This window comes from Mesorhizobium sp. WSM4306, from assembly GCF_007003975.1.
Taxonomy (GTDB): Bacteria; Pseudomonadota; Alphaproteobacteria; order Rhizobiales; family Rhizobiaceae; genus Mesorhizobium.
The window spans coordinates 1-23,639 of sequence record NZ_VFTC01000018.1; the positions used below are offsets into that span (position 1 = coordinate 1).

General features: G+C 63.9%; 22 protein-coding genes and 1 pseudogene. 12 read left to right on the plus strand and 11 right to left on the minus strand.

Translation table 11 applies throughout. The features are described 5' to 3' along the window. Nucleotides 1-99: 99 nt before the first annotated feature. Nucleotides 100-1,092, minus strand: coding sequence for an adenosine kinase (locus FJV77_RS20350; protein ID WP_142868426.1), 993 nt, complete (start codon nt 1,090-1,092; stop codon nt 100-102). Nucleotides 1,093-1,400: 308 nt separating this feature from the next. Between FJV77_RS20350 and FJV77_RS20355 the strand changes: the two genes are divergently transcribed. Together FJV77_RS20355 and FJV77_RS20360 are read left to right on the plus strand one after the other, a co-directional pair. Beyond that, entirely contained in the window at nt 1,401-2,303 is a 903-nt protein-coding gene (locus FJV77_RS20355) for an EamA family transporter (RefSeq protein ID WP_142868427.1), read from the plus strand. Nucleotides 2,304-2,400: 97 nt separating this feature from the next. Continuing rightward, nucleotides 2,401-3,102: a sulfate transporter family protein gene (locus tag FJV77_RS20360; protein WP_142868428.1), complete on the plus strand. Its 702-nt coding sequence runs from the start codon at nt 2,401-2,403 to the stop codon at nt 3,100-3,102. Nucleotides 3,103-3,107: 5 nt separating this feature from the next. On the opposite strand, the pseudogene FJV77_RS20365 reads toward FJV77_RS20360, so the two are convergent. The 6 genes and pseudogenes from FJV77_RS20365 to FJV77_RS20390 all read right to left on the minus strand — a co-directional run bounded on the left by FJV77_RS20365 (nt 3,108) and on the right by FJV77_RS20390 (nt 7,629). Continuing rightward, nucleotides 3,108-4,105, minus strand: a pseudogene (locus FJV77_RS20365) (proline racemase family protein). Nucleotides 4,106-4,116: 11 nt separating this feature from the next. Beyond that, the gene (locus tag FJV77_RS20370; RefSeq protein ID WP_142868429.1) at nt 4,117-4,920 is read right to left on the minus strand and encodes an oxaloacetate decarboxylase; all 804 of its coding nucleotides are present in this window, start codon (nt 4,918-4,920) and stop codon (nt 4,117-4,119) included. 78 nt (nt 4,921-4,998) lie between these two features. After that, complete coding sequence (locus FJV77_RS20375; protein WP_142868430.1) at nt 4,999-5,853, minus strand: hypothetical protein; 855 nt, start codon at nt 5,851-5,853, stop codon at nt 4,999-5,001. A gap of 74 nt (nt 5,854-5,927) precedes the next feature. Next, nucleotides 5,928-6,587, minus strand: coding sequence for an HAD family phosphatase (locus FJV77_RS20380; RefSeq protein WP_142868431.1), 660 nt, complete (start codon nt 6,585-6,587; stop codon nt 5,928-5,930). Next, nucleotides 6,588-7,073, minus strand: a complete 486-nt coding sequence (gene dut, locus FJV77_RS20385; protein ID WP_142868432.1) for a dUTP diphosphatase — start codon at nt 7,071-7,073, stop codon at nt 6,588-6,590. 85 nt (nt 7,074-7,158) lie between these two features. After that, nucleotides 7,159-7,629: an Lrp/AsnC family transcriptional regulator gene (locus FJV77_RS20390; RefSeq protein WP_142868433.1), complete on the minus strand. Its 471-nt coding sequence runs from the start codon at nt 7,627-7,629 to the stop codon at nt 7,159-7,161. Between the two features lie 115 nt (nt 7,630-7,744). Between FJV77_RS20390 and FJV77_RS20395 the strand changes: the two genes are divergently transcribed. The 3 genes from FJV77_RS20395 to FJV77_RS20405 all read left to right on the plus strand — a co-directional run bounded on the left by FJV77_RS20395 (nt 7,745) and on the right by FJV77_RS20405 (nt 10,486). Beyond that, nucleotides 7,745-7,999, plus strand: a complete 255-nt coding sequence (locus FJV77_RS20395; RefSeq protein WP_142868434.1) for a DUF6356 family protein — start codon at nt 7,745-7,747, stop codon at nt 7,997-7,999. Between the two features lie 15 nt (nt 8,000-8,014). Next, nucleotides 8,015-8,809, plus strand: coding sequence for a class II glutamine amidotransferase (locus FJV77_RS20400; protein ID WP_142868435.1), 795 nt, complete (start codon nt 8,015-8,017; stop codon nt 8,807-8,809). 303 nt (nt 8,810-9,112) lie between these two features. Beyond that, the gene (locus FJV77_RS20405; protein ID WP_142868436.1) at nt 9,113-10,486 is read left to right on the plus strand and encodes an amidase; all 1,374 of its coding nucleotides are present in this window, start codon (nt 9,113-9,115) and stop codon (nt 10,484-10,486) included. Here FJV77_RS20405 and FJV77_RS20410 read toward each other — a convergent pair. After that, nucleotides 10,480-11,547 carry an FAD-binding oxidoreductase gene (locus FJV77_RS20410; RefSeq protein WP_142868437.1) on the minus strand — a complete coding sequence of 356 codons (1,068 nt, stop codon included), beginning with the start codon at nt 11,545-11,547 and terminating at the stop codon, nt 10,480-10,482. The genes FJV77_RS20405 and FJV77_RS20410 overlap by 7 nt on opposite strands. Nucleotides 11,548-11,659: 112 nt before the next feature. Between FJV77_RS20410 and FJV77_RS20415 the strand changes: the two genes are divergently transcribed. The 3 genes from FJV77_RS20415 to FJV77_RS20425 all read left to right on the plus strand — a co-directional run bounded on the left by FJV77_RS20415 (nt 11,660) and on the right by FJV77_RS20425 (nt 14,859). Further along, a complete protein-coding gene (locus FJV77_RS20415) occupies nt 11,660-12,253 on the plus strand; it encodes a TetR/AcrR family transcriptional regulator (RefSeq protein WP_142868438.1) in 594 nt (197 codons plus the stop codon). After that, the gene (locus tag FJV77_RS20420) at nt 12,253-13,173 is read left to right on the plus strand and encodes a haloalkane dehalogenase (RefSeq protein WP_142868439.1); all 921 of its coding nucleotides are present in this window, start codon (nt 12,253-12,255) and stop codon (nt 13,171-13,173) included. The genes FJV77_RS20415 and FJV77_RS20420 overlap by 1 nt, the downstream gene beginning before the upstream one ends. Nucleotides 13,174-13,266: 93 nt before the next feature. After that, nucleotides 13,267-14,859 carry a peptide chain release factor 3 gene (locus FJV77_RS20425; RefSeq protein ID WP_142868440.1) on the plus strand — a complete coding sequence of 531 codons (1,593 nt, stop codon included), beginning with the start codon at nt 13,267-13,269 and terminating at the stop codon, nt 14,857-14,859. Between the two features lie 178 nt (nt 14,860-15,037). Here the strand turns inward: FJV77_RS20425 and FJV77_RS20430 are convergent, their stop codons facing one another. Next, on the minus strand, nt 15,038-15,505 hold the full coding sequence (locus FJV77_RS20430; protein WP_142868441.1) for a VOC family protein: 468 nt from the start codon (nt 15,503-15,505) through the stop codon (nt 15,038-15,040). A gap of 271 nt (nt 15,506-15,776) precedes the next feature. On the opposite strand from FJV77_RS20430, the gene ilvD reads away from it, so the two are divergent. Then, complete coding sequence (ilvD, locus tag FJV77_RS20435; protein WP_142868442.1) at nt 15,777-17,621, plus strand: dihydroxy-acid dehydratase; 1,845 nt, start codon at nt 15,777-15,779, stop codon at nt 17,619-17,621. Between the two features lie 190 nt (nt 17,622-17,811). On the opposite strand, the gene FJV77_RS20440 is transcribed toward ilvD, so the two are convergent. Continuing rightward, nucleotides 17,812-19,566 (minus strand): ABC transporter ATP-binding protein, encoded by a 1,755-nt coding sequence (locus FJV77_RS20440; protein ID WP_142868443.1) that lies wholly within the window; start codon nt 19,564-19,566, stop codon nt 17,812-17,814. Nucleotides 19,567-19,718: 152 nt separating this feature from the next. Between FJV77_RS20440 and FJV77_RS20445 the strand changes: the two genes are divergently transcribed. Further along, on the plus strand, nt 19,719-20,999 hold the full coding sequence (locus tag FJV77_RS20445; RefSeq protein ID WP_142868444.1) for an amidohydrolase family protein: 1,281 nt from the start codon (nt 19,719-19,721) through the stop codon (nt 20,997-20,999). A gap of 72 nt (nt 21,000-21,071) precedes the next feature. Beyond that, nucleotides 21,072-21,995 carry a DMT family transporter gene (locus FJV77_RS20450; protein ID WP_142868445.1) on the plus strand — a complete coding sequence of 308 codons (924 nt, stop codon included), beginning with the start codon at nt 21,072-21,074 and terminating at the stop codon, nt 21,993-21,995. 1 nt (nt 21,996) lies between these two features. On the opposite strand, the gene FJV77_RS20455 is transcribed toward FJV77_RS20450, so the two are convergent. Beyond that, nucleotides 21,997-22,899 carry a phosphotransferase family protein gene (locus FJV77_RS20455; RefSeq protein WP_142868446.1) on the minus strand — a complete coding sequence of 301 codons (903 nt, stop codon included), beginning with the start codon at nt 22,897-22,899 and terminating at the stop codon, nt 21,997-21,999. A 106-nt stretch (nt 22,900-23,005) separates the two neighbouring features. Between FJV77_RS20455 and FJV77_RS20460 the strand changes: the two genes are divergently transcribed. Further along, a complete protein-coding gene (locus FJV77_RS20460) occupies nt 23,006-23,638 on the plus strand; it encodes a class I SAM-dependent methyltransferase (protein ID WP_142868447.1) in 633 nt (210 codons plus the stop codon). Nucleotide 23,639 lies beyond the last annotated feature (1 nt).

The following is a 23,639-nucleotide window of genomic DNA, read 5'->3' on the forward strand; positions in this document are numbered from 1 at the left end:
TCTGCTTCACAGCCATTGTGATTCCCTCCGAACTTCCGTCTCAGAGAATCACAACCAGCCAACTACGCAACAGGCCCACAAGGGGAGAGGTAAGAGGCGCTACAGCAGCCCGGCCAGTTGGGCCGCGCTGCGCAGATTCTGCCGCGGCCGCGGACCGAGCTGCTGGATCACCAGCCCGGCTGCCAGCGAGCCAAGGTCGCCGCAATCCTTCAGGCTGCGCCCGGCCGTATAGCCGTAGAGGAAGCCGGCGGCGTAGAGGTCGCCGGCGCCGGTGGTGTCGACCAGTTCGCGGATATTCGTCGCCTGGATGGTGACGGTCTCGTCGCCGCGCACGATGACCGAACCTTTTTCAGAGCGGGTGACTGCGGCTATTCTGCAGTCCTTGCGGATAGCCTCCAGCGCTTCGTCGAAGGACTTGGTCTGGTAGAGCGATTTGATCTCGTGGCTGTTGGCAAAGACGATGTCGACGGTGCCCGACCGCATCAGCTCGAGGAACTCGTCCCGGTAGCGGTCGACGCAGAACGAGTCCGACAGCGTCATCGACACTTCGCGTCCGGCGGCGTGCGCCAGCTTCGCGGTCTGCCGGATCGCCTCCTTGGCGCGCGGCGGATCCCACAGATAGCCCTCGAAATAGGTCACCTTGGCGCCGGATGCCTTGTCGGCCTCGACGTCTTCCGGCCCGAGTTCGACGCAGGCGCCGAGATAGGTGTTCATCGAACGCTCGCCGTCGGGGGTGACGAAGATCATCGAGCGCGCCGTCGGCGGCTGGCCTTCGAGCGGTCTGGTGTCGAAGGCAACGCCCTGGGCATGGATGTCATGGGCATAGATTTCGCCGAGCGGATCGTTCGACACCTTGCCGAAGAAGGCGGCGCGGCCGCCGAAACTGGCGACGCCCGCCGCCGTGTTGCCGGCGCTGCCGCCGGAGGCCTCGATCGCCGGGCCCATGCGGCTGTAGAGCAGCTCGGCGCGCCTGGTGTCGATGAGGTTCATCGCACCCTTGATGATGCCGTTGGTTTCGAGAAAAGCGTCGTCGCACTGGGCGATGATGTCGACAATGGCATTGCCGATGCAAAGCACGTCATAATCCGGCATCAATGTCTCCGCCTTGGAATCTGCCGGCTTTCTGCCACGCCGGCCGGGCGCGGGTCTAGACCATGATCCCGAAAAGTGGAACCCGGTTTTCGGACAAGATCATGGTCAAACAAAAATAGGACCCCCGTCCCGATGTGATCGGGACGTATCAGGCTTCTCGATTTGGAAGGGTTTTGCCTAGCCGTCAAATCGAACTGGACCATGCGCACTGCCGTGATGTGCGGCTACAGTTGTGTCGTCATCGAAGCATTCCTCCCCTCAGCGGATTAGAGGAACTTCGATCACAGCAGCTGAGGGCGCTCACAGACATGCAAGCAAAGACCGACATGACCACCGAACTGGCGCTGCTTGGCCTGCTGGCCGCTCTGTGGGGCGCGTCCTATACGTTCATCAAGATCGGCGTCGAGACGATCCCGCCGATAACCTTCATCGCCGCCCGGACCCTTGTCGCCGGCGGCATCCTGCTCGCGCTGATCCGCTGGCGCGGCCTCGCCATGCCGAAGGACGGTGCGACCTGGTGGCGTTTCATGGTCCAGGCCTGCCTCAACAGCGTCGTGCCGTTCACGCTGATCGCCGCCGCCGAGCGCTCCATTGACGCCGGCCTTGCCACCATCCTCAACGCGACGTCGCCGATTTTCACCTTCCTGCTGACCGCGCTCATCACCCGCCACGAGCAGGTGACCGCACGCAAGCTGTTCGGCGTGGGCGCAGGCATTGCCGGCATTTGCCTGATCGTCGGCACACAGGCGCTTGGCGGGCTCGGCCATCAATTGTGGGCGCAGCTTGCGGTTGTCGCGGCGACCGTCTGCTATGCCGGCGCCGCCATTTTCGGCCGCGGCTTCAGGGGACTCGACCCGATGCTGCCGGCCGCCGGCTCGATGCTGTGCGGCGCGGTCATCCTCGTCCCCTTGAGCCTGGTCTTCGACCGCCCCTGGACGCTGTCGCCGTCGATGGCTTCGATCGTGGCCTTGCTGGCATTGTCGGTGTTCTCGACGGCGCTGGCCTTCTGCATCTTCTTCCGCCTCATCCACACGCTGGGTTCGGTAGGCACCACGTCACAGGCCTATCTGCGCGTGCCAATCGGCGTCGGCATCGGCGTCGTGTTCCTCGGAGAAAGCCTGGGGCCGACGGCGTTCTGGGGCATGGGCTTCGTCGTCGCCGGCGTTGCGGCGATGACCATCCCCGCCCGTTCGCCGGCGCTGGCGCGCTAGTTTCTGTCCGGAATTGCGTCCGCTCCAGCAGGCTTGCGGCTGGCCGGGTCTCCGCCTATGTCGGAGATATCAGTTTGTCCCCGGGGGTGGAAACGCCGTGATCTCCAACGCTGCCCACGCCGCCTTCAGCCGGCTGTTCTCTCCCGAATTCCGCGCGGTTTTCCTGAAAACGCTGGGCTTGACCGTGCTGGCGCTCGTGGCCGTGTGGTTTGCTCTCACCGGGCTTGTCGATTGGCTGGCCCTGCCGTGGATTCACTCCCTTTTACCCGGCCTGCCGTCCTGGGCCGGATGGCTGAGCGGCACCATCGCGGCCCTCGCGCTTGCCTTTGGGATGGCGCTGCTGATCGCGCCGGTGACGGCAATCGTAGCTGGCCTGTTTCTAGACGACATCGCCGAAGTGGTCGAGCGCACCGACTTTCCTGGCGACCCGGCCGGCAGGGCCATGCCGGCGCTGCGCTCGCTGGTGCTGTCGGTGAAGTTCCTCGGCGTCGTCATCCTGGGCAACATCGTCGCCCTGCTGCTGCTTCTGGTGCCGGGCATCAACATCGCCGCCTTCTTCATCGTCAACGGCTACCTGCTGGGCCGCGAATTCTTCGAATTCGCCGCCATGCGCTTCCGCCCGGAAGGCGAGGCGAGAGCGTTGCGCAGGAAATATGCCGGCACGGTGTTTCTGGCCGGACTGCTCATCGCCGCCTTCCTCGCCGTGCCGCTGCTCAACCTTTTGACGCCGCTCTTCGCCGCCGCCATGATGGTCCATCTGCACAAGGCGATCGGCGCGCGGGAGAGCGCCAGGCGATAGGCCTTTCAACGCAGAAGAAAACCCCGCCCCAATTCGTCATCCGGCTCGACAGTGAACTCGGCTCGCCCCGAATAATAGGCGCGGCCGCCGACACGGGCGATGATGGCGTCATGCGGGCCGGCCTTGGTCGTGCGCGCTACCGCGCCGGAGAAGCGCGAACCGGCGATGCTTTCGAATGTCCGCTCCTGACCAAGATCGATCTTGCCCCTGGCGCACATCGCCGCCAGCCGCGCGGTGACGCCGGAGCCGGTCGGCGAACGGTCGACCTCGGCATCGGCAAAGACGCAGACATTTTTCGTCGCTTCGCCGGAAAACGCATCGCGCCCGTCGGTCAGGATGGTGCCGTAAAGGAAAGCGAGATCGGGATGATCGGGATGCGACAGCGGGAACTCGGCCTTCAGCTGCTCGGTCAGCGCCGTTGCCGCGTCGACGAAATCGCGCACCCGGCTGCGGCCGAATTCCAGCCCGAATTGATGCAATCGGCCAGCGCATAGAAGGCGCCGCCATAGGCAACGTCGAAACGGATCTTGCCGTATCCTGCCAATTCGATTTTCTGGTCGCGGGCAAACAGGAAGGCCGGCACGCTTTCGAACGACACTGAGCCGGCCTTGCCATCCCTGACCTCGACTGAGGCGACGACCAGCCCGCACGGCGCCTCGATGTTGACGGTCGTGATTGGCTCCTGTTTCGCCACCAGCCCTTCATCGACGGCGTAACGGCCAAGCGCGATGATGGCGTGGCCGCACATCGTCGAGTAGCCCTCATTGTGCATGAACAGAACGGCGAGGTCGGCGCCGGGCAGGTCGGGCTCCACCAGCAGCGCGCCATACATGTCGTAATGGCCGCGCGGCTCGAATATCAGCAGCTTTCGCAAATGGTCGAGGTGGTCGCGCACATAGCCGCGCTTTTCCAGGATCGTACCCTTGGGGATCTCGGGATAACCGCCGGTGACGATCCTGAGCGGCTCGCCGCCGGTGTGCATGTCGACGACGGTGAGCGTCATACGCAGGCCCTTTACTCGGAGGGTTTTGAAAACAGCGCCTGCAGCTTGCTGAACGGCATGGCGGCGCGGGTGAAGCCGAACGTGCCGTCCTGCTGGATCTCGTGCGCCGCTGTTTCCAGCATGCCGAAGGCGAAATTGGTCAGCCACGGCCCAAGCGAGATGCGCTTGACCCCGGCCATGGCGAGGTCGGCGATGGTGAAATCCGGCAGTGCCATGACATTGACCGGCCGGCTCACCGCCGAGCAGACTTTCCGGATCGTTTCGACATCGTTGAGGCCAGGCGCATAGAGCACATCGGCGCCGGCCTTCTCGAAAGCCTGCAGCCGCTTGATCGTGTCGTCAAGGTCCGGCTTGTCCCACAGGAAATTCTCGGCCCGGGCGGTGAAGACGAAATCATGCTTGAGCGCGCGCGCCGCCTCCGCTGCCGCGGCGACGCGCTCGACGGCATGCGAAAACTCATAGATCGGCTTGTCCGGATCGCCCGTGTGGTCCTCGATCGAGCAGCCGGCAAGGCCGGCGGCCTCAGCGGCGAAAATGGTCTCGGCGGCACTGGTTGCGCTGTCGCCCTTGCCTTTCTCGAGATCGGCGGAGACTGGCAGGCAGGTTGCCGCCGTCACCTCGCGGCAATGGTGGATCATCGCCTCGAATGTCACCGCGCCGTCGGGCAGGCCGCGCGAAAAGGCAAAGCCGGCGCTGGTCGTCGCCAGCGCCTTGAAGCCGAAGGACGCCAGAAGCTTGGTCGTGCCGACGTCCCAGGGATTGGGCAGGACGAAGGTCGAGGCGTGCAGGTCGCGAAAGATCTTGCCCTTGTCCATGGTGCTTCCCTTCAGATGCGGAGATGTCAGCGAGATTCTATCGTGCCGATTTGCGCCGGGCAAACGAATGCGGTTGGCTCAGAAGCGTTTGGCGTTCTCTCCTGCCAATTTGTCCAGCGCGTCGGAATCCTTGGCGTAGTGTGACGTCTTCTTGTCCCAATGATAGGTGACGGAAATCGCGTGAGATTCAGGCTCGGGCGACGGGTCGTCGCAGCTTTCACCGTTCGGCGCGGTGGCGTCGGTGACCGTCACCTTGATCGCGGCATACGGCTGCCCGTCAGCGATCGTCTGGAAAGCAACGTCCTGCTTGCGGCTGTAGGCGCAGAGGTTCTCGTCGAACGTATAGATCATGTCGACCAGTTCGAACTTGTCGTCGCGCACCATTATCAGCGGCGTGATCACATAGCCTTGGCTCGAATTGAAATGGGTGCTCATGGTGGTGAGGACATCATCGTTTGCACCGACGGAAAGCTTGCCCGGATCGCGAAAGTAGGTGCTGCGGTCGACGGCGACATTGACCGCGTCGAGCAGTTTCAGCTTGCCGGTGACGTCGTAGAGCGCCAGCACGGCATAGCCTTCGGCGCTGTCGGGAGAGTCGCCGAGGTCATAGAGCATCACCAGCCGGTCCTTGCCGCCGGCTTTGACCGCAAGCACGCCGGCGTTGGAGAGGCCTGACGTTTCGGGTGGCGAGCCGCCGCTATCCGGGCCCTCGATGTGGCGCATCTCGATCGGCAACCCGCCCTTATAGAAGCCGTCACTGTCACCGGTCAGGTCGGGAATGGCCATCCTGGCGAGGTCGAGATAAGTGACATCCTTGTGGTCAGGGATGGCACTGCCGAACTCCGGGAAGCTGACGGCCTGCGCGCCCGCCGCAGTCCACAGCCATGGCAGCAACACTAGGGCGAGGATGAAGCGAAGCAGGTTGGTTGGCATGGACGCCTCAGGCTGTCGGGCGCGCGGACCGTAGCACAGCCTCCCAAAGCGTCCAGCCTGGCAAACTGCCCGCTTCAGTGGATCGGCACCAGCCCCGCCAGTTCGCGCATGTCGTCGAACAGGACGCCGCCGGCATTGGCCAGGCCATCGCGGTCGGAATAGGGATCGCCATGATAGGAATAGACGCGCATGCCGGCGGCAATGCCGGCCTGCGTGCCGGCGACGCTGTCCTCGATGACGATGCAGTCGGCGGGCGCAAAACCCATGGTCTTTGCCGCATGCAGGAACAGGTCCGGGAACGGCTTGCCGCGGGCGACCATGGTTGCGGAGAACATTGCATGCTCGAACAGCGGCAGCAGCCCGGTCTGGCCGAGCGTGATGTGCATCTTCGAGATGCGCGCCGACGTGGCGACGCAATAGGCGACGCCGGCCGCGCGCACCACTTCGATGAAGTCACGGACGTAAGGGATCGCCTCGACGCCGTGCGAGAACAAATCCGGCAGGCCGGCGTTCCAGCGATCGACGAAATCGGCGCCGAGCCGGGCATCGGTCGAAGCTTCGATCTCTTTCTGCACCGAGGTCATGCTGCGGCCGGAGAAATGCTTGCGGCAATATTCGAATGTGGTGGGATAACCGGCGGCAGTCAGCCACTCGGCAAGCCGCCGGTTGGCAAGGTTCTCGGTGTCGACCAGAATCCCGTCGCAGTCGAAGATGACCAGTTTTGGTATGCTCATTCAGGCGGTGCCGGTCGATCCGAATCCGCCCGCGCCGCGCGCTGTGCCGCCGGCCAGGCTGCGCTCCTCGACCGTCGCCTGCGTTACCGTGGCAAACACGATCTGGGCAACGCGCATGCCGCGCGTCACCGCGAAATCCTCGTCGCCAAGGTTGACCAGCAGCACCTTGACCTCGCCGCGATAATCGCTGTCGACCGTGCCTGGTGAATTGAGAACGGTCAGCCCGTGCTTGAAGGCTAGGCCGGAACGCGGCCGCACCTGGCCTTCCATCCCCTCGGGTATTTCCAGGATCAGCCCGGTCGGCACCAAGGCGCGCTTGCCCGGCAGGATCAGCAGCGGCCGGTCGTCCGGGACCGCGGCGCGCAAATCCATGCCGGCGGCGCCGGTGCTTTCATAGGCGGGGAGGGGAAGTCCTTCACCATGCGGCAACCTGACGAAGCCGACAGTGGGACCAATGACGGAGGAGGTGTGGAAGGCTGCGCGCATAAAATCGATCCTATCGGCGCGAACCGCGATTCGGTCAACTCGCCCGCCACGCTATTAACGGCTTTCTTTGCGGCGTCACGATGACCTAGCGCAGTTCCACGGGCACGACCGTCGTCTCCTTGATCTCTTCCATGACGAATGAGGCCGAAACATCGGACAGCGCCACCTTGGCGATCAGCCGCTGGTAGAGCCGGTCATAGGCCTTCACATCGGCGACGCGGGCGCGCAGCACATAGTCGAGGTCGCCGGACATGCGGTAGACCCCGGTGATCTCGGGAAAACCGGTCACCGCCGCGCGGAATTTCTGCAGCCAGTCTGGATCGTGGTTGGAGGTGCGGATCAGGATGAACACCGAAAGCCCAAGCCCGAGCTTGTCGGCATCGACCAGCGCCACCCGGCCGGTGATGACGCCGTCCTCCTCCAGCCGCTTGACGCGCCGCCAGCAGGCGTTGCGCGACAGCGCCACTTTTTCCGAGAGCTGGTCGACCGACAGCGTGCCGTCGCGTTGCAGCTCGGCCAGCAATCTTCGGTCTATTTCATCGAATTCAAGCGCCATGTTGGGATGAATGTCCCGAACTACAGCGTTAGGCAAGGACAAATTGAGACCGATGAACCTTTCCCCTGTGGCAAGATACCCAGCATCGGGGCTTATCCCGGCTGGAGGGATCATCATGACGACGCTGTTTTCGAAGCTTTTCACCTCGCACCCGGCCAAGGTCGGCGAAACCTATTTCAGCCACATGGCTTTTGCCGCCTGGTTCTCCTCGCGCCTCCTGATGGCTGCCGGAGCCGCGCTTGTTCACGCTTTCTTGCCATTTCTCTTCGAGACTACGGCAAGCCGAATCGTTCGCGAACTCTATGAGCGGACGCACAACAGAGGCTCACACGCGGCCAAAGAGCCCCAGGCTCTCTTGGATCGCGCCTAAGGAACGGTCAAAGCGATGTGCCGTTGGGCGGCCTATCTTGGTGAATCAGTCTTCCTCGAAGACATCGTCACCGCGCCCTGTCATTCGCTGATCGCCCAGAGCCATTGCGCCCAGGAAGCCAAGTCGCCGACCAATGGCGACGGCTTCGGCCTCGCCTGGTATGGCGACCGGCCCGAACCCGGCCTTTACCGCGACATCCTGCCGGCCTGGTCGGACCCCAATCTGAAAAGCCTGTGCCGGCAGATCAAATCCGGCCTGTTCCTCGCCCATGTCAGGGCATCGACCGGCGGCGCCACCAGCCGCATGAACTGCCATCCCTTCATCTCCGGCAACTGGTCGTTCATGCACAACGGCCAGATCGGCGGTTTTGAAAAAATCCGCCGCGCGCTTGAGAATTCGCTTTCCGATGCCGTCTTCGACCAGCGCGAAGGCACCACCGATTCCGAACTGTTTTTCCTGCTGATGATCGACGAGGGTCTCACCAGTGACCCGCAAGGTGCCGTGTCGCGCGCCACGGCCCGCGTCATCGAGGCTTCACGCCGCGCTGGCCTTGAGCCGGCTTTGAAACTCACCGCCGCCTTTTCCGATGGGCAGGCGCTGTATGCCGTGCGCTACGCGAGCGACGCCCACGCACCGACGCTTTACACCTCGATCCGCATCGGCGGCCGCTGCATCGTTTCGGAGCCCTTCGACCGCGAAGGCGGCGACTGGCAAGCGATCCCGCCGGCGAGTTTCGTTACTATTACAGGTGATGGCATGGCGATTCGGCCGTTCATGCCGGCGTCGACAAGGTTGGCGCTGGTCGTCTAAGCCAATCTATGCCGCATTCCTTCGCGCCCCCCTCTGTCCTGCCGGACATCTCCCCCACGAGGGGGGAGATTGGACGTCGCCGCGGCTTTCGCCAGTTTCCAACGTTTGACAGCGAGCGCCGTCAGCGAAGCTGCTGATCTCCCCCCTCGTGGGGGAGATGTCCGGCAGGACAGAGGGGGGCGCCATAGAGCGCCGACCTCTACCGAACCGGCAAGCGCAATTCCGATCAAGCGCTACCTGTCCTAGAAATGCTGAACTTGACTTGAAACCGTCATACCCGTGGCAGCAGCCGGAGCATTCGTCATGGACCTCGTCTTCTCCTCGACCACCGACCTCGTGGCCGCAATCGCTGCGCGAAAAATATCCGCCGTCGAAGCGCTTGACGCGCATCTGGCGCAGATCGACCGGCACAACGAAGCCGTCAACGCGGTCGTCAATCTCGACCGGGAAGACGCCCGCGGGCGCGCAAAAGAGGCCGACGCGGCATTGGCGCGCGGTGATGTGCTCGGCCCGCTGCATGGCGTGCCCTTCACCTTGAAGGACATGCACGAAACGGCAGGCATGAAGACCACCGTCGGGTTTCCGCCTTTCGCCGACTATGTCGCGCGGCACGACAGCCCGGTTGTGGCACGGCTCAAGGCTGCCGGCGGCATTCTGGTCGGCAAGACCAATGTCGCGACCATGCTGGGCGACTGGCAGTCGGACAATCCGCTGTTCGGCCGCACCAGCAATCCGTGGGATCTCTCGCTCACGCCCGGCGGCTCCAGCGGTGGCGCCGCGGCAGCGGTGGCGACCGGGATGACGCCGTTCGATGTAGGCACCGACATGCAGGCTTCGATCCGCCTGCCGGCAGCCTTTTGTGGCGTCTATGGCTTGAAGCCGACCGAGCACCGTGTGTCGCTGGCCGGCGCCTTTCCCGATCCGGGCGGCGCGGCGCGCAGCGTGCGGCTGATGTCCTGCCTCGGCCCGCTGGCGCGCTCCGTGGACGATCTGGCGCTGATCTACAAAATCATCGCCGGCCAGGATGGCGTCGACACCGATCTCGCGCCGGTGCCGGTCGAGGCCATGCCAGAAATCAATCTCAAGACATTGCGCATCGCCGTTGCGCCGTCCTTTCCCGGCTTTCCTGTGGCCCGAGACATCAGCACTGCCCTCGACGCTCTGGCGAAGCGACTTCAGGCGGCAGGCGCGACCGTTGAGCCGGCAAAACTACCGAAGCTCGAGCTGCACGACGATCTGGAGCAGGGCGGCGCGTTGATCGGCATGATGTTGGAGGCCGCGCAGCCAGAGCCGCCTGAAAACCCGACACCGGTCTCCCTCTGGTTCGAGGCGCTCGCCCGCCGTGACGTGTCCATCCTCGCCTGGGACAGGTTCTTCGAAAATTGCGATGCCTTGCTGTGCCCGGTCGCCATGACCACGGCCTTCCCGCATTGCGAACCCGGCGCGCCGATCGAGGTCGACGGCCAGGAGCAAAGCTACTGGATGCTGCCGGCCTATGGCGCGGTCTTCAACTATTCCGGCCACCCGGCGCTGACGATGCCCTGCGGACAAGATCGCGACGGCCTGCCCATCGGCTTGCAACTGGTCGGCGCGCGCTGGTCGGAATCACGGCTGCTCGGTATCGCCAGAGCAATCGAACCGCTCACCGGTGGCTTTCGCCGGCCGCCGGGCTATTGAGCGAAACGCTCCAGCCCGTAGGGCGCCAGCAGCGGGTCGCGCTCGCCATCGAGGATTTCGCGTGTGGTGAAAAGTCCAACCGCCGGCGCCAGCGTGATGCCCGAATGCATGACCGCGACGTAAAGGCCATCCATGCCCTCGGCGCGGCTGACGATCGGAAAGCCATCGGTCGGCGTCGGCCGGTAGCCGACCGTGTGGAAATCAAGCTCCAGCCCATCGCCGCCGCGCAAGGCTGCCTTCGCTGCCGCAAACAGTTCGCGCGCCGTGAGGTCAGGGTTCTCGCCTGGATCGCCGCCGGCAAAATCCGAGCCGGCGATGATGCGGCCCTCGGCGGTCTGGCGCATATGCAGCTTTTCGGCATGCACCAGCCCGCTGAGCAGCTTTTTGTATGGCCGCGAGTGGACAATCAGACCGGGCGGCGCCTCGAGCGGCAGTTTGATGCCGGCGGTGGCGGCAATGGCCGGGGCGCCGGTGCCGGCCGCGATCACCACTTCGTCGGCGACAATCGTCTCACCCGAAACAACCACGCCGGTCACCTTGCCGTTGACCAGAGCGAGCCTGTCGACCGTGCCCGCAACCACCGTCGCGCCGTGCCGTTCAGCATCGGCCAGCAGCGCCTTGGCCGCCGCAACCGGCTCGGCCACGCCTTCCTCAGCGACATAGACAGCGAATTCAGGCGGCTCGACCAGATTGGGCTCGATTCGCGCGGCTCGCTCGCGGCCTACGCGTTCGATGCTGTAACCCCATAAGGAGTGCTCGGTGGCATAGGCTTCGAGCCTGTCGGCAGGCAGATCCCAACATAGCCCGCCGCACCAGCTGAGCGGCAGCCCCGGCAGATCGTTTGCCAGTCGCTTCCACTCGACCATGGCGCGGGTGCGCAGCCGGAAATAGATTTCGGGATTGCCCCAGCTTGCGTTGATCCAGGCAAAGGAATTGGGTGTGGCGACACCGCCGGCGCCGCTCTCGGAAACGATGGTTACTCGTGCGCCGGCCTTTGTCAGATGCCAGGCGATCGAAGCGCCGATAATGCCCGCGCCGATGACGACGACTTGCTTCGCCACGCTAACCTCCGTGCTGTTGCCGATGAGATCTCCCACCTGCCATTTTGTGGCGGCTTTTGCCAATGCAAACTTGCGTGCTTGACATAAATACGTACGTACGTATTATATCGCTATGGCTAGACAATCACTCCGCGAAAACCTCCTCCAAGCCGGCTTTCAGACCATCTGGAATGCGGGCTATACCGCAGCCGGCGTCCGTGACATCGTCGCGGCGGCCGGCGCAAGGCCGGGTTCCTTCACCAACCATTTCGCCTCGAAGGAAAACTTCGCCGGCGAGGTGCTGGAACGCTACTTCGCCTATGTCGGCGGCTTGGTGGAAAATGCGCTGGCGCAGGACGGCACGCCGCCTGTCGGCAGGCTGCGCCGCTATCTCGATGTCATCACCTCGAAGCTCGAGGCGCATGACTGGGCGCGCGGCTGCATGATCGGTAATCTCAGCCTGGAAACGGCTGTCCACAGCGAGCCGCTGCGGCTCAGGCTGGTCGATATTTTCGAGCGCTGGCGCCGGCCCTTCGCGGCCTGCATCGCCGAGGGCCAGGCGACGGGCGAGATCACAAAAGCCTTCGATGCCGAGGACCTTGCCGATTTCCTGCTGTCGTCCTGGCAGGGCGCGATGCTGCGCATGAAGGTCGAGCGCAGTCCGGAGCCGCTCGAGCGGTTCAAGAAAGTCATCTTCAGCACGGTATTTGCGAAGGAGACAGCGTGATGAATACGACGACCGACGGACAACAGGCCACCTTGCGGCGTTCAGAGGCGGCGGTACTGGATTCCACCATGTCCTATCTGGAGGCCGGATCGCATGGCCCGACCGTGCTGTTCCTGCACGGCAACCCGACCTCCTCCTACATATGGCGCAACATCATCCCGCATGTCGCGCCGTTGGGTCGCTGCATCGCGCCCGATCTGATCGGCTATGGCCAATCGGGCAAGCCGGATATCGATTATCGCTTCTTCGATCAGGTCCGTTATCTCGACGCCTTCATCGACGCGCTCGACCTCCAGGACATGGTGATCGTCGCTCAGGACTGGGGCACCGCGCTCGCGTTCCATTTCGCGGCGCGCCGGCCGCGGCGGGTTCTGGGCCTTGCCTTCATGGAATTCATCCGGCCCTTCGAGCGCTGGGAGGACTTCCACCAGCGGTCGCAGGCGCGCGAGCTGTTCAAGGCGTTGCGCACGCCGGGCGCCGGCGAGAAGCTGGTGCTGGAGGACAATATCTTCGTCGAAAAGATCCTGCCGGCCTCGGTCCTGCGACCGATCAGCGAGGAGGAAATGGCCGCTTACCGGGCGCCGTTCCCGACGCCGCAGTCGCGCAAGCCGGCGCTGCGCCTGCCGAGGGAATTGCCGATCGAAGGCCTGCCGGCCGATGTTGCCGCAATCAGCGCGCACGACCACCGGGCGCTGCGGCTCTCGACCTATCCGAAACTGCTGTTTGCCGGCGATCCAGGCGCTCTGATTTCAGCGCAGGCGGCAAAGGAATTCGCGGCGGGGCTGAAGAACTGCGGCTTCATCGATCTGGGGCCGGGCGCCCATTATCTGCAGGAAGACCATCCCGACACGATAGGCGCCGCCATTGCCGGCTGGCTTCCGCAGGTCGTTGCAGCAAGCAGCGTGAGGGAATTGGCCTGAGCGAGCCATCGGCGGCTCCTGAGCCGCCGCACCGGTCGACAGCCCGACACTGCGCTGCTAGAAGCCCGGCCTGTCACACGGAAATCCCAGAGAATGCCTGAAGCAATACAAGAGGAAGTGGCGCGCCGCCGCACCTTCGCGATCATCGCGCACCCTGACGCCGGCAAGACCACGCTCACCGAAAAGCTGCTGCTCTTCGGCGGCGCCATCCAGCTTGCCGGCGAGGTCAAGGCCAAGAAGGACCGCATCCAGACGCGCTCCGACTGGATGAAGATCGAGCGCGAGCGCGGCATCTCGGTCGTCACCTCAGTGATGACCTTCGAATATGAGGACAATGTCTTCAACCTGCTCGACACGCCCGGCCACGAGGATTTCGCCGACGACACTTATCGCACGCTGTCGGCGGTGGACTCGGCTGTCATGGTCATTGACGCCGCCAAAGGCATCGAGCCGCGCACGCTGAAACTGTTCGAGGTCTGCCGGCTGCGCGACATCCCGATCATCACCTTCATCAACAAGATGGACCGCGAAAGCCGCGACCCTTTCGAGATTCTCGACGAGATCGAGCAGAAGCTGGCGCTGGACACCGCCCCCATCACCTGGCCGATCGGCCGCGGCAAGACGTTTGCCGGCACCTATCACCTGGCGCTGAATGCGGTGCGCAAGGGCGACGCGGAGAAAGAGCGCACGCCGGTCAACGGTCCCGATTCCAACCGCGTCGCCGGTCTGCTGTCGGAAAACGAGCGCGAGGCCTTCATCGAGGAACTGGAGCTGGCGCGGGAGGCATGCCGACCTCTTGATATTGACGCGTTCCGCGAGGGCCATCTGACGCCGGTCTATTTCGGCTCGGCGTTGCGCAATTACGGCGTCCGCGACCTCATCGAGGCGCTTGGGGCCTTCGGCCCGCCGCCGCGCGCGCAGGAGGCGGATGTCAGGAAAGTTGAGGCGACCGAGGAGAAGATGACCTCCTTCGTCTTCAAGATCCAGGCCAATATGGATCCCAATCACCGCGACCGCATCGCTTTCGTGCGCGTCTGTTCGGGCAAGCTCGAGCGCGGCATGAAGGCCAAGCTGGTGCGCACCGGCAAGCCGATGAGCCTGTCGGCGCCGCAATTCTTCTTCGCCCGCACCCGCGTCACCGCAGACGAGGCCTTTGCCGGCGATGTCGTCGGCATCCCCAACCACGGCACGTTGCGCATCGGCGACACGCTGACCGAGGGCGAGGAGATTCTTTTCGGAGGCGTGCCGAACTTCGCCCCGGAAATACTGCGTCGTGTGCGCCTCGGCGACGCGATGAAGGCGAAAAAACTTAAGGAAGCGCTGCACCAGATGGCCGAGGAGGGCGTCGTGCAGCTGTTTTCGCCCGAAGACGGCTCGCCGGCCATCGTCGGCGTCGTCGGCGCGCTGCAACTCGACGTTTTGAAAGAGCGGCTGAACTTCGAATACACGCTGCCGGTCGAATTCGAGATGTCGCGCTTTTCGGTCTGCCGCTGGATATCGGCTGACGACAAGGCCGAGACGCTTCGCTTCATCGAGGCGCATCGCGGCGACATCGCCCGCGACCTCGACAACGACCCGGTGTTTCTGGCCCAGCACGCCTTCTCACTGAACTACGAAGCCGAACGCTGGAAAGCCATCCGCTTCGCCACCATCAAGGACTATCAGGTTCGCGACAAGGCGGCGTAGGTTCCGCTTTTTCCTTCTCCCCGTTCACGGGGAGAAGGTGCCCGAAGGGCGGATGAGGGGCGGCGCCGACCTTGTAGAATCAATGAGCTCCAACGTGTCCCGGCCCTTCGCAGGCTCAGGGCGTTCGAAGCTCGAAAAGCCAAGCAATTGGCTTTTCGTCCGCTACGCGGACCGCTTCTCACCCCTTGGCCGCCGCTTCGATCTTGGCGATGTCGATCTTGCTCATCTGCATCATCGCCGACATCACCCGACCGGCCTTGGCCCGGTCCGGATCCAGAAGCAGGCGCGGCAGTTGCTCCGGCACGACCTGCCAGGAGACGCCGAATTTGTCTTTCAGCCAGCTGCAGGCTCCGGGCTCGCCGCCCTCGGTGAGCTTCTCCCAGAAATAATCGACCTCTTCCTGCGTCTTGCAATCGATCGACTGTGACATCGCCTCGTTGAACTTGAATTGCGGTCCGCCATTGAGCGCCTGGAACGGCACACCGTCGAGCTCGAACGTGGTCAACAGCACTTTGCCCGCATCGGCGTGGCCTTCGGGCCAGCGCAGGACGCTCGTAACCTTCGAATTCTTGAAGATGGAGACGTAGAAATTCATCGCCTCTTCGGCCTGGCCGTCGAACCACAGGCAGGTGGTGATCTTTTGCATGTCTCGCTCCTCGGGGTGTTTTGGTTGCGGTTACGGATGAAACGGCTGACTCTAGAAATGGTGCCATTCCCTTGCCGTTGACCCAAGGACGCGCGTCCAGCAGACGATCCGACACTGGCCACAATTTTTTTCGCAAGCTCCGATTTTTACGAGAATCTGGTGCATTGCAAAAATGTGGCCAGACCATACTTGGCGGTCTATAAACCCTGCGATCCAAATTCAGCGCTGCCACGCTCCGCACTGGGCGCAGCCAGCCAGCTAAGGAATATCCATGCCAGCCTATCGTTCCCGCACCACCACCCATGGCCGCAACATGGCCGGCGCCCGCGGCCTGTGGCGCGCCACCGGCATGAAGGACAGCGACTTCGGCAAGCCGATTATCGCGGTGGTCAACTCTTTCACCCAGTTCGTGCCCGGCCATGTCCATCTCAAGGACCTCGGCCAGCTGGTGGCGCGCGAGATCGAGAAGGCCGGCGGCGTCGCCAAGGAATTCAACACCATCGCCGTCGATGACGGCATCGCCATGGGCCATGACGGCATGCTCTATTCGTTGCCGTCGCGCGAGCTGATCGCCGATTCCGTCGAATACATGGTCAATGCACACTGCGCCGACGCCATGGTCTGCATCTCCAATTGCGACAAAATCACACCCGGCATGCTGATGGCCTCGCTGCGCCTCAACATCCCCACCGTCTTTGTGTCAGGCGGGCCGATGGAAGCCGGCAAGGTGGTGCTGGCCGGCAAGACGCAGGCGCTCGACCTGGTCGATGCCATGGTCGCGGCTGCCGACGACAAGATCTCCGACGAGGACGTCAAGGTCATCGAACGCTCCGCCTGCCCGACCTGCGGTTCCTGCTCGGGCATGTTCACCGCCAATTCGATGAACTGCCTGACCGAGGCGCTCGGCCTGTCCCTGCCCGGCAATGGCTCGACCTTGGCGACCCACGCCGACCGCAAGCGGCTGTTCGTCGAGGCAGGCCATCTCATCGTCGATCTTGCCCAGCGCTACTACGAGCAGGATGACGAGACGGCACTGCCGCGCAGCATCGCCTCCAAGGGCGCCTTCGAAAATGCCATGACGCTCGACATCGCCATGGGCGGCTCGACCAACACCGTGCTGCACATCCTGGCCGCGGCCCATGAGGGCGAGGTCGACTTCACAATGGAAGACATCGACCGGCTGTCACGGCGGGTTCCGGTGCTCTGCAAGGTCGCACCGGCCAAATCCGACGTGCATATGGAAGACGTCCACCGCGCCGGCGGCATCATGGCCATCCTTGGCCAACTCGACAATGCCGGGCTGCTGAACCGCGACCTGCCGACGGTGCATACGGCGAGCCTTGGTGAAGCGCTCGACCATTGGGATATTTCCCGCACGACGAGCCAGAACGTTCGCGACTTCTTCCTCGCCGCCCCCGGCGGCGTGCCGACGCAGGTCGCCTTCAGCCAGGATCGCCGCTGGGACGAGCTCGATCTTGACCGCGAGAAAGGCGCCATTCGCTCGGCCGAGACGCCGTTCTCGAAGGACGGTGGCCTTGCGGTTCTGAAGGGCAATCTGGCGCTCGACGGCTGCATCGTGAAGACGGCGGGCGTCGACGAATCAATTCTGAAGTTCACCGGCCCGGCGCGCGTGTTCGAAAGCCAGGATGCTTCGGTGAAGGCGATCCTGGGGAACGAGATCAAGGCCGGCGACGTCGTCGTCATCCGCTATGAAGGACCGCGCGGCGGCCCCGGCATGCAGGAAATGCTCTATCCCACCAGCTATCTGAAGTCGAAGGGACTGGGCAAGGCCTGCGCGCTGGTCACCGACGGCCGCTTCTCCGGCGGCACATCCGGCCTGTCCATCGGCCATGCCTCGCCGGAAGCGGCGGAAGGCGGCACGATCGGACTGGTGCAGGAAGGCGATACGATCGAGATCGACATCCCCAACCGCACCATCCATCTGGCGGTCAGCGAGGCAGAACTGGCCGCGCGGCGCACTGCCATGGAGGCGAAGGGAGCCCTGGCCTGGAAGCCCGAGGAAAAGCGCAAGCGCAAGGTGACGACGGCGCTGCGCGCCTACGCCGCCTTCGCCACCAGCGCCGACAAGGGCGCGGTGAGGCACGTGCCGGAGTGAGTTAAGCTGTGACCCTTACCTCCCCCTTGTGGGGAGGTCGGACCGAAGGTCCGGGTGGGGGACAGCGCCGCGCTGTCACCCTCCCCCCCCCGTGGGGGGGTGGGCGCCCCGAGGGGCGGGGGGGGGCACAGCGCCGACCCCACCCCGCTGCTTCGCAGCGACCCTCCCCACAAGGGGGAGGGTAAGAGCCTCACGGCATCAGCTGATACTCATAAAGCTTCTGATACAGCCCGCCCTGATTGAGCAGCGTGCGATGCGCGCCGCTTTCCACCACCTTGCCGGCTTCCAGCACCACGATCGTGTCGGCCTGGTGCACGGTCGACAGGCGGTGCGCGATGACGATCGTGGTGCGCCCGACCGTCAGCTGCTGCAGCGCATCGCGGAACAGCGCCTCGGATTCGGCGTCGAGCGCGCTGGTCGCTTCGTCGAGCAGCAGGATCTCCGCATTGCGCAGCATGGCGCGCGCGATCGAGATGCGCTGGCGCTGGCCGCCTGAAAGCAGCGCGCCGTTCTCGCCGACCTCCGTGTCATAACCCTTGGCCATGGCGCTGATGAAGTCGTGCGCATTGGCGGCCTTGGCGGCGGCAATCACCTCTTCGTCTGTCGCGTCCTGGCGACCGAGGCGGATGTTGTGCATCACCGTGCCGGCAAACAGGAACGTGTCCTGGCTGACATAGGCGATCTTCTCCCGGACCGAGGCGAGCGTGGCGTCGGAGATGTCCTGGCCATCGAACATCACCCTGCCGGTCTGCGGGTCGTACATGCGCATGATCAGGTTGAGGATGGTTGACTTGCCGCTGCCCGAGGGCCCTACAAGAGCCGTCATCTGGCCGGCGGCAAGCGTCAGGTCCAGTCCCCCGAACACTGGCGGGCTTTCGGGGTAGGCGAAGCTCACATTGTCGAAACGGATCTCGCCTGGCCCCGCTTGCAGCGGCTTTGCATCGGGCTTCTCGGCTAGCGTCAGCGGCCTGTCGGCAAGCTGGAACATCATGCGCACGCCGACAATGCCGGTTTCCAGCGAGATGCGCACGCGCGCCAGGCGCTTGGCGGGTTCGTAGGCCAAGAGCAGCGCTGCGATAAAGGCCATGATGTTGCCCGGCATCTGGCCGCCACCCAGAACCAGGAAGCCGCTGACCAGGACGGAGCCGGAGATTGCCAGCCCGGCGAGGGTCTCCATCACCGGGCTGGTAGCGGCTTCCAGCGTCGCGATGTTGTTGGCGCGGTTTTCCACGTCCGACACGGCCTTGTACATGCGCTTGCGCATCGCGCCTTCGAGGCCGAAGGACTTCACCACGCGCACGCCCACCGCGGTTTCCTGCATCACCTGCACGATCTGGCCGAGCGAGCGGAATTCCTGCGCGGCGATCTTGCGCACGCGCTTCAGGATGTGGTTGACGCCGTAAATGGCTATGGGACCGATGACGAAGCAGATCAGGGACAGGGCCGGCTGCTGCCAGACCATCACCCCCACCAGGACAATCATCGTCACCAGATCGCGCACATAGGATGTGACGACGAGGTCGAGCACGTTGCGCGCTGCCTGCGCGTTGTTGGTCATGCGGGTGATCAGCTCCGACGACGAGGTCGAATGGTAGAACTCGATGCCTTGCGCCAGGATGCGGTCGTAGATCTTGCGTTGCCGGTCGGCGATGATGCTGTTGCCGACGCGGCTCATAAAGTAGGCCTGCACGAAGTTGGCGATGCCCTTGAAGACGAAGATCGCGGCGACCCCTCCGGCAATCAGGTTGACGCGGTCGAGCCTCTTGTAGATCACGAACTCATTGGTGATCTCGCGCAGGATCCAGGCGCTGGCGCCCGTCATGGCGGCCACCACCAGCATCGACGCGATCGCGGCGGCATAGCCAAACTTGTGCTCTTGGAAGGATTCCCTGACCAGCCTCGCGATGAGGCGCTGGTTTTCCGTCGAACGGAAGAAGCGAAACAATGGTTGATCCCATGCCTGACTGAGACGAATTTCGGATTCGCCACGGGGGCGACTGGCGGCTTATAGAGCGAGTTGCCGCCGGATGGAACCTTTGGAAAAGAGGGGTGCCCATCGCGACGATGGGCGCTCAATCTGCAGGGAGATGACGACAGATGGATTTCGACCTTGTTGTGCGCGGCGGAACGCTGCCCGATGGCACCGTCGCCGACCTCGGCATTGTCGGCGAGACGATCGTCGCCATCGAGCCCAAGTTGAACGTCAGCGCCGGCACGGCGATCGACGCCCATGGCAATCTGATCTCGCCGCCCTTCGTCGACCCGCATTTCCACATGGATGCTACGCTGTCCTACGGCATTCCGCGCATCAACGCCTCGGGCACGCTGCTCGAAGGCATTTCGCTGTGGGGCGAGCTGAAGCCGCTGCTGACGCATGATGCCGTGCGTGAGCGGGCGCTTGCCTATTGCGACTGGGCGGTCTCGATGGGCCTGCTCGCCATCCGCACCCATGTCGATGTCTGCGACGACCGCTTGCTGGCGGTCGAGGCGCTGCTCGACGTCAAGAAGATTGTCGCGCCCTATATCGATCTGCAACTGGTCGCTTTCCCGCAGGACGGCTTGTACCGCTCGCCGACGGCGCGGCAGAACACGCTGCGCGCGCTCGACATGGGCGTCGACATCGTCGGCGGCATCCCGCATTTCGAACGCACCATGGCCGACGGCACGCGCTCGGTGACCGAACTTTGCGAAATTGCGGCAAAGCGCGGGCTGATGGTCGACCTGCATTGCGACGAGACCGACGATCCGCTGTCACGCCACATCGAGCAGCTTGCCTATGAGACGCAGCGCCTCGGCCTGCAGGGCAGAGTGGCCGGCTCGCACCTCACCTCCATGCACTCGATGGACAATTATTACGTCTCCAAGCTCCTGCCGCTGATCGCCGAGGCTGGTGTGTCGGCGATCCCCAATCCGCTGATCAACATCATGCTGCAGGGCCGCCACGATACGTTTCCCAAGCGCCGTGGCCTGACCCGGGTCAAAGAGATGCTGGCGCTCGGCATCCGTGTCGGCTGGGGCCAGGATTGCGTGCTCGACCCCTGGTATTCGCTGGGCACCGCCGACATGCTCGACGTCGCCTTCATGGGCCTGCACGTCGCGCAAATGTCGAGCCCGGCCGACATGGCACGCTGCTTCGACATGGTCACCAATGTCAACGCTGCCATTATGGGCCTCGACCATCTCGGCCTCGCCGTGGGCAAGCGCGCCAGCTTCGTCATCCTCGACGCCGGCAACCCGATAGAGGCCTTGCGCCTGCGCGCCGAACGGCTCTGCGTCGTTGCTAGAGGCAAGGTGGTGGCCGAGCGCACGAAGCAGGGGACGCGGCTGTCGATAGCCGGGCGGCCGGGCCAGGTGAACCGCCGGCACAAAACTGCATAGAGACAGCCGATTCTCGCCGCTGGTCTTACCGATTTGCCTCGTCAAAGCGGCGACTTGCAGCTACGGAGCCGCATGGCCCAGTCGCTTGCCCGCAACTTCACGATCAGGAACGTGCTTCTGGCCGGCATTCTCTTGATGCTGGCCGGCGACTTCATGTTCGCGTTGAACGACGCGATGGGCAAATGGCTGGTTGCCTCTTTCTCGGTTGGCCAGGTGGTGTTTATCCGCTCGATCGGCGCGTTCATCGTGCTTGGCCCGATGATCGCCAACCAGGGCACTGCGAAGCTGTTCCAGATGGAGCGGCCTGTCCTCCAGTCTCTGCGCGTGGTTGCGACAACGGTCGATACCGCTCTGTTCTATGCCGCCGTTGTCTATCTGCCGCTTGCCGACGTGATGAGTTTCTACATGGCCGGGCCGATCTATGTGGCGGCGCTGTCGCATTTTCTGCTCGGCGAAAAGGTCGGATGGCGCCGCTGGGCCGCCATCCTGGTCGGCTTCTGCGGCGTGCTGATCATACTGAAGCCGTCCTCGGCGGCGTTTTCGCTCTCCTCAATGTTCGCGCTGGTCGGCAGCATTGCCTTCGCTTTCGCCATCATTCTCAGCCGTCGCCTGCGCGGCACCAGCGACACCACACTGGTCACCTGGCAGACGATCGGCACGTTGCTCGTCGGCGCGGTGATGACCATCGGCGCCTGGCGCACGCCCTCGGCGCTCGATTTCGGCGCCATGCTTCTGCTCGGCATCGTCTCCTGCAGCGCCCATCTGATGATCACCAGGGCGCTGAAGCTGGCGCCTGCCTCGACGCTGGCGCCGCTGCACTACAGCCTGCTTCTATGGGCGGTGATCTTCGGCCTGGCTTTCTTCGGCGACGTGCCGGGCCCGCGCATCCTGATCGGCTCGGCCATCGTCGTCCTCGCCGGCCTGTTCATCTTCCACCGCCAGAAGGTGGTGGAGACCGTGGTGCCGCCGGAGAACGTGCCGAAGGGCGTGAACTGACCTAGCCCCTGCGCACCGCCGCCAGATGCCTTGAAAACTCTGGTGTCTCCATCAGCGCCTTGCAGCGGGCGAAACGGCCGTCAGCATAGGCACGGAAATCCTCGACTGGGTTGTTGTTGGCAAGCTGGATCAACCCCCACAGCGTCCACAACAGATCGCACATCGCCTTGTAGATGACGACGCGGCCACGCTCGGCCGGCTTTGCCTCGCCGCCGAAATAGGCACGCATCATCTCTTCCTCTTGCGCAGTGTCGAAGTTGCCTTCGACGCTGAGATCGCCGAGATCCCAAAGCGGGTCGTTCATCCCCGAATACTCCCAGTCGACGATCCACATCCGCTCGCCCGTATCGAGAAAATTCTCGCACAGCGGGTCGCAATGGCAGGCGGCAAGCGGCAGCTTGTGAACGGCAAGGGCAGAACGCACGGTTTCGGATTCGCGCACGACGTCGTGGTAGCCGGGCGGCAAGGCGACGTCCTTGGTCGACAAAACCTTGAGATAGTCGTCGATCATCGCAAACAGTTCGAAGCGGAACGGAAACACCGCGCCGGACGTGTGCAGCTTGCGGAAGGCCTCACCGGCGCGGGCCGAGCTTCCCGTCCGGGTCTTGAACTTCTCCGGCGACATCGTCTCGGCACCTGCAATGAAGCGGCTCGCCAGCACGCCTGTCGAGGCGTCGACATACAGCACCTCGGGACTGACGCCGGCTTTGGCCGCCTCACGCGCCGCCACCGCTTCATTGGCGCGGTTGATGTATTCGTCGGTGCCTTTGCCAGGGATACGCAGGCAGATATCGCCGGCCCGGAAGACCAGATTGGTCATCCCGCCCAATCGCTCCAGCGGCCCGTCGTAGCCGGCCAATGCCGGAATCGCCGCAAGTATTGCGCGTGCCTCGTCCGTCGCCATGCCTGTTGCCCCTGGCGTGTTATTTCTTTCGATAACGGTTCCACAGTTTTCGCCGTTTGGCTATCATCGGTTCGAGGGTGAGCATCGAGCTGGCGGAGAAACAGCGATGGCGGGAAACAAGGATCATGGCGGGCTTGGCGCCGCCTATGCGGCGCAACGGCCCGAGGACGTGGCCGCGATCTATGACAACTGGTCGGAAACCTACGATGCCGACATGTCGGCCGCCGGCTATCGCCACCCAACGATCTGCCTGGCCCTTCTTGCCCGCCATCTGCCGCGCGGCGCTGCCCCGCTTCTCGATGCCGGCGCCGGCACCGGACTGATCGGCGAATGGCTGGCCATTACCGGCTACCCCCAGGTCGAGGCGCTCGACATTTCGCAAGGCATGCTCACCAAGGCGGCAGCAAAGGGCGTCTATTCGGCGCTGCATTGCCTGGCGCTCGGCGGCCCGCTGCCCTTTGCCGACAATGCCTATGCCGGTATCGTATCGGCCGGCGTGTTCACCTCCGGCCATGTCGGCGCCGAGGGGCTGGACGAACTGATCCGCATCTGCCGGCCGGGTGGCATTATCGTGCTGACGGTCAAGAACACACTGTGGAACGCCGGCTTTGCCGACCGCATCGCTGCGCTCGAGGCTGAAGGCAGGGTCGTTCGTGTCGAGGAGACAGCGCCCTATGTCTCGATGCCCGGCGAGGCGGATACGGTGCCCAGCCGCGGTCTTGTGCTGCGCATGAGCTGAT

Excerpts from the sequence above, each read along its gene's own strand:
- FJV77_RS20430 (WP_142868441.1), bottom strand. The coding sequence starts at position 15,505 with ATGCAAAAGATCACCACCTGCCTGTGGTTCGACGGCCAGGCCGAAGAG.
- FJV77_RS20350 (WP_142868426.1), bottom strand. The coding sequence starts at position 1,092 with ATGCCGGATTATGACGTGCTTTGCATCGGCAATGCCATTGTCGACATC.
- ilvD (WP_142868442.1), top strand. The coding sequence starts at position 15,777 with ATGCCAGCCTATCGTTCCCGCACCACCACCCATGGCCGCAACATGGCC.
- FJV77_RS20425 (WP_142868440.1), top strand. The coding sequence starts at position 13,267 with ATGCCTGAAGCAATACAAGAGGAAGTGGCGCGCCGCCGCACCTTCGCG.
- FJV77_RS20380 (WP_142868431.1), bottom strand. The coding sequence starts at position 6,587 with ATGAGCATACCAAAACTGGTCATCTTCGACTGCGACGGGATTCTGGTC.
- FJV77_RS20370 (WP_142868429.1), bottom strand. The coding sequence starts at position 4,920 with ATGGACAAGGGCAAGATCTTTCGCGACCTGCACGCCTCGACCTTCGTC.
- FJV77_RS20450 (WP_142868445.1), top strand. The coding sequence starts at position 21,072 with ATGGCCCAGTCGCTTGCCCGCAACTTCACGATCAGGAACGTGCTTCTG.
- FJV77_RS20355 (WP_142868427.1), top strand. The coding sequence starts at position 1,401 with ATGCAAGCAAAGACCGACATGACCACCGAACTGGCGCTGCTTGGCCTG.
- FJV77_RS20395 (WP_142868434.1), top strand. The coding sequence starts at position 7,745 with ATGACGACGCTGTTTTCGAAGCTTTTCACCTCGCACCCGGCCAAGGTC.
- FJV77_RS20415 (WP_142868438.1), top strand. The coding sequence starts at position 11,660 with ATGGCTAGACAATCACTCCGCGAAAACCTCCTCCAAGCCGGCTTTCAG.
- FJV77_RS20400 (WP_142868435.1), top strand. The coding sequence starts at position 8,015 with ATGTGCCGTTGGGCGGCCTATCTTGGTGAATCAGTCTTCCTCGAAGAC.
- FJV77_RS20390 (WP_142868433.1), bottom strand. The coding sequence starts at position 7,629 with ATGGCGCTTGAATTCGATGAAATAGACCGAAGATTGCTGGCCGAGCTG.
- FJV77_RS20420 (WP_142868439.1), top strand. The coding sequence starts at position 12,253 with ATGAATACGACGACCGACGGACAACAGGCCACCTTGCGGCGTTCAGAG.
- FJV77_RS20445 (WP_142868444.1), top strand. The coding sequence starts at position 19,719 with ATGGATTTCGACCTTGTTGTGCGCGGCGGAACGCTGCCCGATGGCACC.
- FJV77_RS20405 (WP_142868436.1), top strand. The coding sequence starts at position 9,113 with ATGGACCTCGTCTTCTCCTCGACCACCGACCTCGTGGCCGCAATCGCT.
- dut (WP_142868432.1), bottom strand. The coding sequence starts at position 7,073 with ATGCGCGCAGCCTTCCACACCTCCTCCGTCATTGGTCCCACTGTCGGC.
- FJV77_RS20455 (WP_142868446.1), bottom strand. The coding sequence starts at position 22,899 with ATGGCGACGGACGAGGCACGCGCAATACTTGCGGCGATTCCGGCATTG.
- FJV77_RS20375 (WP_142868430.1), bottom strand. The coding sequence starts at position 5,853 with ATGCCAACCAACCTGCTTCGCTTCATCCTCGCCCTAGTGTTGCTGCCA.
- FJV77_RS20460 (WP_142868447.1), top strand. The coding sequence starts at position 23,006 with ATGGCGGGAAACAAGGATCATGGCGGGCTTGGCGCCGCCTATGCGGCG.